Genomic DNA, 13,591 nt, shown 5'->3' on the forward strand with positions numbered 1-13,591 from the left:
GGATAAGGCGTTCACGCCGCATCCGGCAAGGTCAGTGTGGCCCGATGTAGCGATAGCGCCGGCTTAATCAGATTTAATCTGCGCGCGCGGCGGATATTTTTTCAGGATCTCCATATACGCATGCATTTCGGTCTGTAGCGGTACTCCCATCGGAATATGGCGCACGCCGATGGAGTCGCTTTCCTGCGGATCGGTATAGAGATTAAATACCGCAGAGCCCGCCGTTTGCATTACTGTACCGGTGAATCCTCCCTGATATCCGCTCTGGGTATAGGCATATGGCTGCTGAATAAGAACATGATATTTGAACTCATCCATACGCACAGCAGCGAGTTTACCGTTGAGGAAGTAGTGCTCGGCCTTACGGTTAGACTGACCATTTGTTCCCAGGAAGAAGGATGTCTGATCCACGCCATCGATAAAGGTGGTTTTCGGCACTAAATTTGCCACTTTCGCCCCAGGATGACCAGCCAGATCCAGCGCGGTAGGGAAGAGATCTGCCAGATCGACAATACCGTCAGATTTACGCGGTTGGATCATCCCTTTCCAGTAAACGAAAGTCGGTACGCGAACGCCGCCTTCCCAGGTCGAACCTTTAGAGCCACGAAACGGTGTGCGACCGTGCGGCGGCACTTCGGCTTCCGGGCCGTTATCGGAGGTAAAGACAATCAGCGTGTTATCGAGCTGACCGTTTTTCTCCAGTGCTTTATACAGGTTGGCGAACACATCGTTCATCTCAACCATACAGTCGCCGTAAGAGGTGCGCGCCGGAGAACTTCCCGCATATTTTGCGTTCGGGTAGTTATCAAAGTGACAGCCGCGAGTACCGTAATAGAGGAAGAAAGGTTTGTCGCTTTTCGCCATTTTGTCGAGGAACTTAACGCCATATTCCATCCAACGCTGATCCAGATCTTCCATATATTTCGGCGTAATGTCGGCAATGGCTTCCTGTTCACCGCCGCGCACCGCATGAACGTCATCTTTACTGAACGGCAGTTTTTTGATGTATTCAGAACGATCCGGGCTCAGGGCGACTTCCGGGTTTACGTGAACATCACGCCATTCGGTATACATATCGGACACTGAGTTGAAGCCACGGAAATCATCAAAGCCGACGTTCTGTGGCTGCGACTCTTTGTTTTCCCCCATGTGCCATTTCCCGATGGCCTGGGTGACATAGCCTTGATCATGCAGCAGTTGCGGTAGTGTCGTTAACCCTTGCAGACCGCCAGGTTGTCCGTACATCGGCGGCATCAAAATGCCGTGGTGGATGGAATACTGTCCAGTGAGAATCGTTGCGCGGGTTGGTGAAGAACTGGGTTGTGAATAAGCAGACGTTAAAATCAGCCCCTGGCTGGCAACGGCGTCAATATCTGGCGTTGGGTTACCTACTGCCACGCCGCCGCCGTTAAAGCCAACGTCCATCCAGCCTACATCGTCCAGCAAGAAAACAACCACGTTCGGTTTCTTGCCGGTTTTTTTCTCAAGTTCCGCCAGTTTCTGCTGGGTTTCTTTATCCTGCGCCGGGTGCTGCATTACCGGCATCATATTATCGGCAATTTGGGTTGCTGGTTTAACCAGATATTGATTTGGGTGATCGTAACCAGAAAAACCCTCGCGCGCGGTGGCAGTTGACGGGGTATCTGCTGCACTGACCATAAAGGGAATAGCAGTGGCAACAGCAATAACAAGACGTTTGGGTGAAAACGAAATTTCCATGTGAAATGCTCCGGTTTCCTGTCATCAAAACGACGACGTAATTAAGCATTGATAATTGAGATCCTTCTCCCTGATAAAATAGTTATATAAATAATTTATGGAAATATATTATTTATATACTGTGGGAATGTATATGAATATCAGGAGAGCATTTTCAATCCTACCTCCAGCGTGGCGGATATGTAAGGCTGGTTTATTATATATTATTGATTATTTATGCTGTTTTTATTTTGAATTCAATTAATATTTATATTGCCTATTTAACGACTTTAATTATTCATGAAATATATAATCGCGGCTGCCAGATTTGAGATAACATTCACCAATGTAATTATTGCAAGTGCATGAAAACAGGGTACAGAATTGTCTCATAACAAGTATTAAAGGATGTTATTTCCAGGGTCAGTGTGGCATAATAATTGGGTAGATGCTCATTCCATCTCTTATGTTCGCCTTAGTGCCTCATAAACTTAGGAATGACGCAGAGCCGTTTACGGTGCTTATCGTCCACTGACAGATGTCGCTTTTGCCTCATCAGACACCATGGACACAACGTTGAGTGAAGCACCCACTTGTTGTCATACAGACCTGTTTTAACGCCTGCTCCGTAATAAGAGCAGGCGTTTTTTTATGTATCAGAAAGCCCCCGGAGGTGCTTGCCTCCGGGTGAGAGAGAACTATTGCGGCGGGTTGTTCTGTAAGGTCAGCATTAAACCGTCGCGGCGCATCGCTGCGGCTTCTTCCGGCTTGTGCAGTCTGTCCAGCACGTCGGCAAGCCATGCATAATCATAGGCGTCCGGGCGTTGTTTCAGCGCCGCACGGAAGGCGAGGGATGCTTCCTGCCATTCGCCATGTTTCATCAGCGACTGACCCAATGTGCTCCATAACAGCGGGCGATCGCCCACGTTTTTGATCTGTTGGCGCAGCACTTTTTCCAATTGTTCTGGATTGTTGGTTTTCAGGCGTGGGATCGGCAGCAGCAAACGATCGTCATACTGGTGTTTCAGGCCGTCGATGATAATTTGCTGGGCGGTGTCATGGTCATCACACTCAATAAGATGTTCCGCCATTGCCACCTGCAACGCCACCTGATGACGCGTTTTCCGGCTTTGATTTTTCCACCAGTTACGCAAGCCTTCACTACCGTCATCAGCCCGCGCCTGATCCATCAGACCAATCCATGCCTGTTGTTCCAGTGCGGCGCGGTGTTCTTCATCGCTAACGTGGGCTTTCGCCATTGATGGGATGATGTCCAGTAGCGAACTCCATGCGCCCGTGCGGATATAAGCCTGTTCAGCCAGACGTAATACTTCTGGATGGCGTGGCGTTACTTCCAACAACTTATCCACGCCGTGGCGTGCTGCATGGTTTTCATTACGCGCCAGTTGCAGGCGAACGCGGGCGATTTCTACCGGAATGGTATCATTGCCCGCCAGTTCCGCCGCGCGTTCCAGATGCTGATTGGCGCGCGATTCATCACCACGCTGTTGCGCGGCTTCGGCAGCCAGCAAATAGTTCACTACGGGTTGCTCAGCATGATCGGCATTTTTCGCCATCAGCTTTTCGACTTGCTGATAATCACCTTCCGCCAGTTTCAGCAGCGCCTGTTCGGTCTGTTTACGCGCGCGGCGACGTTTACGCCCGACAAACCAACCGCGAGTGTGCGCGCCTGTGCGGAAAATCCGTCGCAGTAACCATTCGATAGCAAACAGCACCACCATAGCCAGAATCAAAATGATTGCCAGTCCCGTGACGCTGGTTTCGATATTGTAGTTATCCGTCTGGATCAGTACGTAACCCTGATGTCCGGCAATCATTGGGCCAACGACGATGCCTGCAATCAGCAACACAAAGAGCAATAACACTTTTAGCATGGTTATTCTCCTTGCGGCGCGGCTGCCGGTGTATCAGCTTGCGGTGCAGGTGCAGCCTCCGCTACTGGTGTTACTGGTTGCGCCAGCAGATTGCGCACGCGAGTCTGCATCAGTTTTTCCAGCATTGCCTGGCTTTGCAGGGTTTCCGGGAGATCCATCGAGATATTTTGCTGACTTAACTGATCCACCTCGTCGAGGAACGCTTTGGTGGTGGCATCGTCAGTATCGTAGTAAGCACGTACCCAGGTGGAGACGTTCTCCAGCGCCTGGCGGTAAGTCTCTTGCTGATGACGTGGTACAGCTTGTGCCGCGACCAGCAGGCGAGAGCGAATATTTTCGCGCAGATAGATATCCTGATTCGGTGCTAACAGCGGTACGGCGGTGTCATCACGACGGCGAATCGTAATGAAGTTGTCCATAAAGTTCTGCCAGCTTTTTTGCAGATTGATGCGCCATTCGCTGATGGAGCTGGAAAGCTCTTCACCATCGGAATCCATCGGCGAACCGTCGCTATCATTATCGGCCAGACGCAGGTTATCAACCTGATTAGAAAGCTGATTCAGCTTGAGGATGATGCCGTCATAATCTACCTGCGAGACCGCAGAAAGGCTGGCGATATCATCGGTAATTGCCCGGCGAACGGTAATAAGACTTGGGTCATTCATATCCGCCAGGCTGGCGTCTGCGCTTTTCAGCAATGCCGCAGCGGTAGTGACGTCCTGATCGCTCCACAACTTACGTCCGGCGAGCTTCACAAGGAAATCAGCCTGCGCCAGCAGCCAGGTCTTGGCATCACTACCTGAGATAGTGGCGACCTTTTGTTGAACTTCATCCAGCTGTTTGGCCAGCGTTTCCTGCTGACGATTTGCCTGCTCTAGCTGTGTAGCCTGTTGCTTGATGATGCTTTCCAGCTCGGCTTTTTGGCTCTCCTGGGCTTTTTGCAGAGCCGCGAGTTGGTTAGCCAGAACATCACTGGTGGTCGTCTGATTGACGGCCTGTTGTTTACCCCAGCCATACAAACCGACACCTGCAGCCAGAGCAATAGCGATAGCCACCGCACTTAAAATCAGAGCAGTACTGTTATTACTCTTTTTTTCTACTGTGACAGATTGTGGCGTGGTGTCCACGACCTCCCTGGTCTCTTCAACCACGGCGGAGGTTTTTTCTTGTTCCGTCATTATGGCTTCCTGTTATGAGAGTTATTGTAATGCCCGTAAAAGCGCATCGTTGTCTGCGTTATCGGCGACCTTAATATCTTGCCAGCCCAGTTCCCGGGCGAGTTTCGCCAGACGCTCGCTGACGACCAGTAGTCGACAGCGTAGTAACCAGTGCTCACGATACCATCGTGGAATCAGCGACCAGAGCTGTTGCAGCATTTCACCGCTGGTAACAACGATCGTTGTCACTTCGCGAGTTTGCCAGCGCATCGCTTCTTCTGCACCATCGTAATGAATGGCGCATCGTTGATAACATTCGCAAAAAATGACTTCAGCACCGCGTGCCGTCAGGGTGTCCCCGATCAGCTCACGACCGCCGTTGCCACGTAAAATTAGCGCACGTTTGCCTGCAATATTTTGTAATTCAGGTAATTGTAGCAAGACTTCGCTGATTTCCCGATCCTGCGGATAACGAACTTCGTGTCCGCTCACGGTATGCAGCGCCAGTGCGGTAGTGCGACCAATGGCGAAATAAGCGGGTAGGGCGGGCCACTGGAGACCTTGCTGATGCAGTTGCGACTGTGCAAAAGCAACGGCATGTTGCGAAAGGGCAAATAGTAGATCTCCTTCGCTCAGTGCCGCCAGCTGGTCGGCAAGTTGTGGCAGTTGCCGACCCGGAGAAAACTCAATCAGCGGAAAATGCCAGGCCACCTGTCCCAGTGCGCGCAGACGGCTCACTAACTCTTCTCCTGCGGGAGATGGGCGGGTGACCAGGATACTCATGCTGGCGCATCTCCGCTGTAAACTTCGGCGAGGATCTCGCGCGCGCCGTTATTCAGTAGCTCTTCCGCCAGCGAAATGCCCATTTGCTCGGCAGCCTGCGGCGAGCCACGGCGCTCACCGCGAATAATCTGCGAACCGTCCGGTGCGCCAACCAGCGCACGCAGCCAGATTTCGCCATTGATAAGTTCGGCATAGCTACCAATCGGCACCTGACAACCGCCTTCGAGGCGGGTATTCATGGCACGTTCGGCGGTGACGCGCAGCGCCGTTTCGTGGTGATTCAGCGCGGTGAGTACCTCGCGGGTGCGCGAATCATCCAGGCGGCATTCAATGCCTACTGCACCTTGTCCTACTGCTGGAAGAGAAACTTCAGGCGGCAGCGCAGCACGAATGCGAGACTCCAGCCCTAAACGTTTTAAGCCAGCCACAGCAAGAATAATGGCATCGTATTCGCCATTATCCAGTTTACTCAGACGAGTACCGACATTGCCGCGCAGAGAACGGATAATGAGATCCGGACGGCGTTCAGCCAGTTGGCACTGGCGGCGTAAGCTGGAAGTACCGACGATGCTGCCTGCGGGTAACGCATCCAGACTGTCATAGTTATTGGAAACAAAGGCATCGCGAGGATCTTCGCGCTCGCAAATGGTGACCAGCCCCAGACCTTGCGGAAATTCAACCGGCACATCTTTCATTGAATGCACGGCGATATCGGCACGGTTTTCCAGGAGCGCGACCTCCAGCTCTTTCACAAATAAGCCTTTTCCGCCAACCTTCGCCAGCGGCGTATCAAGAATCACATCGCCGCGCGTCACCATCGGCACCAGTTCAACCACCAGCCCTGGATGGCTCGCCATCAACTTGTCTTTGACATAATGTGCCTGCCAGAGTGCAAGTGGGCTTTGGCGTGTGGCAATTCTTAAAACATTGTCTAACATGCTTGTTACCGTCATTATCATCCATGGTCCATCCTAACATCCTTGCCGGAGCGATGTCAGTGTTGTGGTGAAACGTCGATGCCTGTGTAAAACGTAAAATATAGCCAGGCGGTGGTTCCTGACAGGCGCTTCAAGCCGTCGTAATAAGGAATTTACAGAGAATAAACGGTGCTACACTTGTATGTAGCGCATCTTTCTTTACGGTCAACCGGCAAGGTGTTAAATTGATCACGTTTTAGACCATTTTTTCGTCGTGAAACTAAAAAAACCAGGCGCGGAAAGTGGTACGGTTACCTTTGACATACGAAATATCCCGAATGCCGCGTGTTTCCGTTGATGTTGGCGGAATCACAGACATGACGGGTAGCAAATCAGGCGATACGTCTTGTACCTCTATATTGAGACTCTGAAACAGAGACTGGATGCCATAAATCAATTGCGCGTGGATCGCGCGCTTGCTGCTATGGGGCCTGCATTCCAACAGGTCTACAGTCTGCTGCCGACATTGTTGCACTATCACCATCCGCTAATGCCGGGTTACCTTGATGGTAATGTTCCCAGGGGCATTTGCCTTTACACGCCTGATGAAACCCAACGCCACTACCTGAACGAACTGGAACTGTATCGTGGAATGTCAGTACAGGACCCGCCAAAAGGCGAGCTTCCGATTACTGGCGTATACACCATGGGCAGCACCTCGTCTATAGGGCAAAGCTGTTCCTCCGATCTGGATATCTGGGTCTGCCATCAATCCTGGCTCGATAGCGAAGAGCGCCAGTTACTACAACGTAAATGCAGTCTGCTGGAAAGCTGGGCCGCCTCGCTGGGCGTGGAAGTCAGCTTCTTCCTGATTGATGAAAACCGTTTCCGCCATAATGAAAGTGGCAGTCTGGGGGGGGAAGATTGTGGCTCTACCCAGCATATACTGCTGCTTGACGAATTTTATCGTACCGCCGTGCGTCTCGCCGGTAAGCGTATTCTGTGGAATATGGTGCCGTGCGACGAAGAGGAGCATTACGATGACTACGTAATGACGCTCTACGCGCAGGGTGTATTAACGCCAAATGAATGGCTGGATCTCGGTGGCTTAAGCTCGCTTTCCGCTGAAGAGTACTTTGGTGCCAGCCTTTGGCAACTCTACAAAAGTATCGATTCTCCGTACAAAGCGGTGCTGAAAACACTGTTGCTGGAAGCTTATTCCTGGGAATATCCAGACCCACGCCTGCTGGCGAAAGATATCAAACAGCGTTTGCACGACGGCGAGATAGTGTCATTTGGTCTCGATCCGTACTGCATGATGCTGGAACGCGTTACTGAATATTTGACGGCAATTGAAGATTTCACCCGTCTGGATTTAGTGCGCCGCTGCTTCTATTTAAAAGTGTGCGAAAAACTCAGCCGCGAGCGCGCTTGCGTAGGCTGGCGTCGGGAAGTCTTAAGCCAACTGGTAAAAGAGTGGGGATGGGACGAAGCCCGTCTGGCGATGCTCGATAATCGCGCCAACTGGAAGATTGATCAGGTGCGTGAAGCACACAACGAGTTGCTTGATGCAATGATGCAGAGCTACCGTAATCTGATCCGCTTTGCCCGTCGCAATAATCTTAGCGTTTCCGCCAGCCCGCAGGATATCGGCGTGCTGACGCGTAAACTGTACGCTGCGTTTGAAGCATTACCGGGGAAAGTGACGCTGGTAAACCCGCAGATTTCACCGGATCTTTCCGAGCCAAACCTGACCTTTATTTATGTACCGCCGGGCCGCGCTAATCGTTCTGGCTGGTATCTGTATAATCGTGCGCCGACAATCGAGTCGATCATCAGCCATCAGCCGCTGGAATATAACCGCTATCTGAATAAGCTGGTGGCCTGGGCGTGGTTTAATGGCTTGCTGACATCACGAACGCATTTGTTTATTAAAGGCAACGGCATTGTCGATCTGCCTAAGTTGCAAGAGATGGTGGCTGATGTGTCGCACCATTTCCCGTTGCGCTTACCTGCGCCGACGCCGAAGGCGCTCTACAGTCCTTGTGAGATCCGCCATCTGGCGATTATCGTCAACCTGGAATATGACCCGACGACAGCGTTTCGTAATCAGGTAGTACATTTCGATTTCCGTAAGCTGGATGTCTTCAGCTTTGGCGAAGAACAAAAATGCCTGGTGGGTAGTGTTGATCTGTTGTATCGCAACTCGTGGAATGAAGTGCGTACGCTACATTTCAACGGCGAGCAGTCGATGATTGAAGCCCTGAAAACGATTCTTGGCAAAATGCATCAGGACGCCGCGCCGCCTGATAGCGTAGAAGTCTTCTGCTACAGTCAGCATCTGCGCGGATTAATCCGTACTCGCGTGCAACAACTGGTTTCTGAGTGTATCGAACTGCGTCTTTCCAGCACTCGCCAGGAAACCGGGCGCTTCAAGGCGCTGCGCGTTTCTGGTCAAACCTGGGGCTTGTTCTTCGAACGCCTGAATGTGTCTGTGCAGAAACTGGAAAATGCTATCGAGTTTTATGGCGCGATCTCGCATAACAAACTGCATGGTTTGTCAGTGCAGGTTGAGACCAATCACGTCAAATTACCGGCAGTAGTGGATGGCTTTGCCAGCGAAGGGATCATCCAGTTCTTCTTCGAAGAAACGCACGATGAGAACGGCTTTAATATCTATATTCTCGATGAAAGCAATCGGGTTGAGGTGTATCACCACTGCGAAGGTAGCAAAGAGGAGCTGGTGCGTGACGTCAGCCGTTTCTACTCGTCATCGCACGACCGTTTCACTTACGGCTCCAGTTTCATCAACTTCAACCTGCCGCAGTTCTATCAGATTGTGAAGGTCGATGGTCGCGAACAGGTCATTCCGTTCCGTACCAAATCTATCGGCAACATGCCGCCAGCCAATCAGGATAATGACACGCCGCTGTTACAGCAGTATTTTTCGTGATGGGTATGCCGGAAAGCGAGGCTTATCCGGCATGAAACCTTAACGGAAGCTCACCCTCTCTCCCGCCTGCTGCGTCGCCGCCTGTTCCAGCAAATCCCAGAAGGTTTCGCCACTGCGATCGCAAATCCATTCGTCGCCTTTCAGATCAAAGTGGTAGCCGCCCTGTTTGGTTGCCAGCCATACCTGGTGCAGCGGTTCCTGGCGGTTGATAATGATTTTGCTGCCGTTTTCAAAGGTAATGGTCAGTACGCCGCCGTTGATTTCGCAGTCGATATCGCTGTCGCCATCCCAGTCGTCCAGGTGTTCTTCAATGGTTAGCCACAGTTGGTCAGCCAGGCGATGAAATTCACTGTCGTTCATTGTTGTATCCTGTTTTTACGTGATGGCGGCAGTATAGCGGCCTGGCGTCAGGGCATCAAAGTTTGCCCGTCTGCTGCTGCGTTCCGGCATGATTCCTCCGTCATCGGAATAATAATGTCTCTGTTTTGAATTTCACGCACATCTTCCTCTCTGACGTGTGTTTTCGCCGGGCAGGGGGAGGGTGTAACCCTTACCTCTGTATCGGTCCAGGTATAAACATTGCGATAGTGCATAAAGCCATCCTGGCGCGAGGTGCCGATCACGAAACTACCAGCAAAACATAAATCCTCTCTTGTAAGCGTTATACTCGCAGCAATTCCTCACTTTTCAGACTTCATAAAGAGTCGCTAAACGCTTGCTTTTACGTCTTCTCCTGCGATGATAGAAAGCAGAAAGCGATGAACTTTACAGGCAATCCATAATGAAAAACGTGTTTAAAGCACTCACTGTATTACTTACTCTTTTCAGCCTGACGGGCTGCGGTTTGAAAGGTCCGCTCTATTTCCCGCCCGCAGATAAAAATGCGCCACCGCCGACTAAACCGGTAGATACGCAAACACAATCCACGTTGCCGGATAAAAACGACCGCGCCACTGGCGATGGCCCATCTCAGGTGAATTACTAAAAGTCAGTTTCTGTACCCGCGTGATTGGAGTAAATGATGCAGTTCTCGAAAATGCATGGCCTTGGCAACGATTTTATGGTCGTCGACGCGGTAACGCAGAATGTCTTTTTTTCACCGGATCTGATTCGTCGCCTGGCGGATCGGCACCTGGGTGTGGGTTTTGATCAGCTACTGGTGGTCGAGCCGCCGTACGATCCAGAACTGGATTTCCACTATCGCATTTTCAATGCTGACGGTAGTGAAGTGGCGCAGTGTGGCAACGGTGCACGCTGCTTTGCCCGCTTTGTACGCCTGAAAGGGCTGACCAATAAGCGCGATATTCGCGTCAGCACTGCCAATGGTCGGATGGTACTGACCGTCACTGATGACGATCTGGTACGGGTAAATATGGGGGAACCAAATTTCGAACCTTCCGCCGTGCCATTTCGCGCCAACAAAGCGGAAAAGACCTATATCATGCGCGCCGCCGAGCAGACAATCTTGTGCGGCGTGGTGTCGATGGGAAATCCGCACTGCGTGATTCAGGTCGATGATGTCGATACTGCGGCGGTAGAAACACTGGGGCCTGTTCTGGAAAGCCACGAACGTTTCCCGGAACGTGCCAACATCGGTTTTATGCAAGTGGTTAAGCGCGAGCATATTCGTTTACGTGTCTATGAACGTGGTGCAGGAGAAACCCAGGCCTGCGGCAGCGGCGCGTGTGCGGCGGTAGCGGTAGGGATTCAGCAAGGTTTGCTGGCCGAAGAAGTTCGTGTGGAACTCCCTGGCGGTCGCCTTGATATTGCCTGGAAAGGTCCGGGTCATCCGTTATATATGACGGGTCCGGCAGTACATGTTTACGACGGATTTATTCATCTATGAAGCAACCAGGGGAAGAACTACAGGAAACACTCACGGAGCTTGATGACCGGGCGGTTGTCGATTATCTGATTAAAAATCCTGAGTTTTTTATCCGCAATGCGCACGCAGTAGAGTCAATTCGTGTGCCGCATCCGGTACGTGGCACCGTTTCACTCGTCGAATGGCATATGGCTCGCGCGCGTAACCATATTCATGTTCTGGAAGAGAACATGGCGCTGTTGATGGAACAGGCTATCGCTAACGAAGGCCTGTTTTATCGCTTACTCTATTTGCAGCGCACTCTTACTGCCGCCAGCAGCCTCGACGATATGCTAATGCGCTTTCACCGCTGGGCTCGCGATCTCGGCCTGGCTGGCGCGAGTGTGCGCCTGTTTCCGGATCGCTGGCGTTTAGGTGCGCCGTCGAACCATACCCATCTGGCATTAAGCCGTCAGGCTTTCGAACCGCTGCGTATTCAGCGTCTGGGGCAGGAACAGCATTATCTGGGGCCGCTTAACGGGCCGGAACTGCTGGTGGTGCTGCCGGAAGCGAAAGCGGTGGGGTCGGTGGCGATGTCGATGCTGGGAAGCGATGCTGATTTGGGTGTCGTGCTGTTTACCAGTCGCGATGCCAGTCACTATCAACAAGGGCAGGGAACGCAGTTACTTCATGAAATTGCGCTGATGTTGCCGGAGCTTCTGGAGCGTTGGATTGAACGCGTATGACCGATTTACACACCGATGTAGAACGCTACCTACGTTATCTGAGCGTGGAGCGCCAGCTTAGCCCGATAACCCTGCTTAACTACCAGCGCCAGCTTGAGGCGATCATTGATTTTGCCAGTGAAAACGGCCTGCAAAGCTGGCAGCAATGTGATGTGACGATGGTGCGCAATTTTGCTGTACGCAGTCGCCGTAAGGGGCTGGGCGCGGCAAGCCTCGCATTACGGCTTTCCGCGCTACGTAGCTTTTTTGACTGGCTGGTCAGCCAGAACGAACTCAAAGCTAACCCGGCGAAAGGTGTTTCGGCACCGAAAGCGCCGCGTCATCTGCCGAAAAATATCGATGTCGATGATATGAATCGGCTGCTGGATATTGATATTAACGATCCCCTTGCTGTACGCGACCGTGCAATGCTGGAAGTGATGTACGGCGCGGGGCTGCGTCTTTCCGAGCTGGTGGGGCTGGATATAAAACACCTCGACCTGGAGTCCGGCGAAGTGTGGGTGATGGGGAAAGGCAGCAAAGAGCGCCGCCTGCCGATTGGTCGCAACGCCGTAGCGTGGATTGAGCACTGGCTTGATTTGCGTGACCTGTTTGGTAGCGAAGACGACGCGCTTTTCCTGTCGAAACTGGGCAAGCGTATCTCCGCGCGTAATGTGCAGAAACGCTTTGCCGAATGGGGCATAAAACAGGGGCTGAATAATCACGTTCACCCGCATAAATTACGTCACTCATTCGCCACGCATATGCTGGAGTCGAGTGGTGATCTGCGTGGTGTGCAAGAGCTGTTGGGTCATGCCAATCTCTCAACCACACAAATCTATACTCATCTTGATTTTCAACACCTTGCCTCGGTGTATGATGCGGCGCATCCACGCGCCAAACGGGGGAAATAATGCGTTTTTACCGGCCTTTGGGGCGCATCTCGGCGCTCACCTTTGACCTGGATGATACCCTTTACGACAACCGTCCGGTGATTTTGCGCACCGAGCGGGAGGCGCTGACTTTTGTGCAAAATTATCATCCGGCGCTGCGCAGCTTCCAGAATGAAGATCTGCAACGTCTGCGCCAGGCGGTACGGGAAGCGGAACCCGAGATTTATCACGACGTGACGCGCTGGCGTTTTCGCTCGATTGAACAAGCGATGCTTGACGCCGGGCTGAGCGCGGAAGAAGCCAGCGCAGGCGCACACGCAGCGATGATCAACTTTGCCAAATGGCGCAGCCGAATCGACGTCCCGCAGCAAACCCACGACACCTTAAAACAGCTGGCGAAGAAATGGCCGCTGGTGGCGATCACCAACGGTAACGCGCAGCCGGAACTGTTTGGTCTGGGCGACTACTTTGAGTTTGTGCTGCGCGCTGGCCCGCACGGGCGCTCGAAACCGTTCAGCGATATGTACTTTCTGGCGGCAGAAAAGCTCAATGTGCCGATCGGCGAGATCTTACATGTAGGTGACGATCTTACCACCGACGTGGGTGGGGCGATCCGCAGCGGAATGCAGGCCTGTTGGATCAGGCCGGAAAATGGCTGCCTGATGCAAACCTGGGACAGCCGTTTACTCCCGCATCTGGAAATTTCCCGGTTGGCATCTCTGACCTCGCTGATATAATCAGCAAATCTGTATATATACCCAGCTTT

12 protein-coding genes and 1 pseudogene are annotated in these 13,591 nt (G+C 52.2%); 6 read left to right on the forward strand and 7 right to left on the reverse strand.

From position 1 onward, the window contains the following. Window positions 1-63: 63 nt before the first annotated feature. From aslA to hemC, 5 genes are all read right to left on the reverse strand, one after another. Window positions 64-1,719 (reverse strand): arylsulfatase AslA, encoded by a 1,656-nt coding sequence (aslA, locus tag EQY_RS0113515; protein ID WP_000406040.1) that lies wholly within the window; start codon window positions 1,717-1,719, stop codon window positions 64-66. A 677-nt stretch (window positions 1,720-2,396) separates the two neighbouring features. Beyond that, entirely contained in the window at window positions 2,397-3,593 is a 1,197-nt protein-coding gene (hemY, locus tag EQY_RS0113520) for a protoheme IX biogenesis protein HemY (protein ID WP_000921807.1), read from the reverse strand. A gap of 2 nt (window positions 3,594-3,595) precedes the next feature. Beyond that, window positions 3,596-4,771: a uroporphyrinogen-III C-methyltransferase gene (hemX, locus tag EQY_RS0113525; protein ID WP_000139132.1), complete on the reverse strand. Its 1,176-nt coding sequence runs from the start codon at window positions 4,769-4,771 to the stop codon at window positions 3,596-3,598. Window positions 4,772-4,792: 21 nt separating this feature from the next. Further along, window positions 4,793-5,533: a uroporphyrinogen-III synthase gene (gene hemD, locus EQY_RS0113530; RefSeq protein ID WP_000026036.1), complete on the reverse strand. Its 741-nt coding sequence runs from the start codon at window positions 5,531-5,533 to the stop codon at window positions 4,793-4,795. Continuing rightward, window positions 5,530-6,471, reverse strand: a complete 942-nt coding sequence (gene hemC, locus EQY_RS0113535; protein ID WP_038809005.1) for a hydroxymethylbilane synthase — start codon at window positions 6,469-6,471, stop codon at window positions 5,530-5,532. Before hemC ends, hemD begins: the two co-directional genes overlap by 4 nt. A gap of 385 nt (window positions 6,472-6,856) precedes the next feature. On the opposite strand from hemC, the gene cyaA reads away from it, so the two are divergent. Then, on the forward strand, window positions 6,857-9,403 hold the full coding sequence (gene cyaA / locus EQY_RS0113540) for a class I adenylate cyclase (RefSeq protein WP_000281706.1): 2,547 nt from the start codon (window positions 6,857-6,859) through the stop codon (window positions 9,401-9,403). Between the two features lie 39 nt (window positions 9,404-9,442). On the opposite strand, the gene cyaY is transcribed toward cyaA, so the two are convergent. Both cyaY and EQY_RS26605 read right to left on the reverse strand, forming a co-directional pair. Beyond that, the gene (gene cyaY, locus EQY_RS0113545) at window positions 9,443-9,763 is read right to left on the reverse strand and encodes an iron donor protein CyaY (RefSeq protein ID WP_000999935.1); all 321 of its coding nucleotides are present in this window, start codon (window positions 9,761-9,763) and stop codon (window positions 9,443-9,445) included. A 47-nt stretch (window positions 9,764-9,810) separates the two neighbouring features. Then, window positions 9,811-9,987 (reverse strand): annotated as a pseudogene (locus EQY_RS26605) (DKNYY family protein); the annotation flags it as partial. A 197-nt stretch (window positions 9,988-10,184) separates the two neighbouring features. Between EQY_RS26605 and lptM the strand changes: the two are divergent. From lptM to yigB, 5 genes are read left to right on the forward strand one after another with little or no spacing between them, the layout of a single operon-like run. Beyond that, complete coding sequence (lptM, locus tag EQY_RS0113555) at window positions 10,185-10,388, forward strand: LPS translocon maturation chaperone LptM (protein ID WP_000799886.1); 204 nt, start codon at window positions 10,185-10,187, stop codon at window positions 10,386-10,388. A 36-nt stretch (window positions 10,389-10,424) separates the two neighbouring features. After that, window positions 10,425-11,249, forward strand: a complete 825-nt coding sequence (gene dapF, locus EQY_RS0113560; protein WP_001160645.1) for a diaminopimelate epimerase — start codon at window positions 10,425-10,427, stop codon at window positions 11,247-11,249. Then, window positions 11,246-11,953 carry a DUF484 domain-containing protein gene (locus EQY_RS0113565; RefSeq protein WP_000812783.1) on the forward strand — a complete coding sequence of 236 codons (708 nt, stop codon included), beginning with the start codon at window positions 11,246-11,248 and terminating at the stop codon, window positions 11,951-11,953. The genes dapF and EQY_RS0113565 overlap by 4 nt, the downstream gene beginning before the upstream one ends. Continuing rightward, window positions 11,950-12,846: a tyrosine recombinase XerC gene (gene xerC / locus EQY_RS0113570; RefSeq protein WP_000130674.1), complete on the forward strand. Its 897-nt coding sequence runs from the start codon at window positions 11,950-11,952 to the stop codon at window positions 12,844-12,846. The genes EQY_RS0113565 and xerC overlap by 4 nt, the downstream gene beginning before the upstream one ends. Then, window positions 12,846-13,562, forward strand: a complete 717-nt coding sequence (gene yigB, locus EQY_RS0113575; protein ID WP_001213580.1) for a 5-amino-6-(5-phospho-D-ribitylamino)uracil phosphatase YigB — start codon at window positions 12,846-12,848, stop codon at window positions 13,560-13,562. Before xerC ends, yigB begins: the two co-directional genes overlap by 1 nt. The last annotated feature ends 29 nt before the right edge of the window (window positions 13,563-13,591 follow it).

It is taken from the genome of Escherichia sp. TW14182 (genome assembly GCF_000208525.1).
GTDB lineage: Bacteria > Pseudomonadota > Gammaproteobacteria > Enterobacterales > Enterobacteriaceae > Escherichia > Escherichia ruysiae.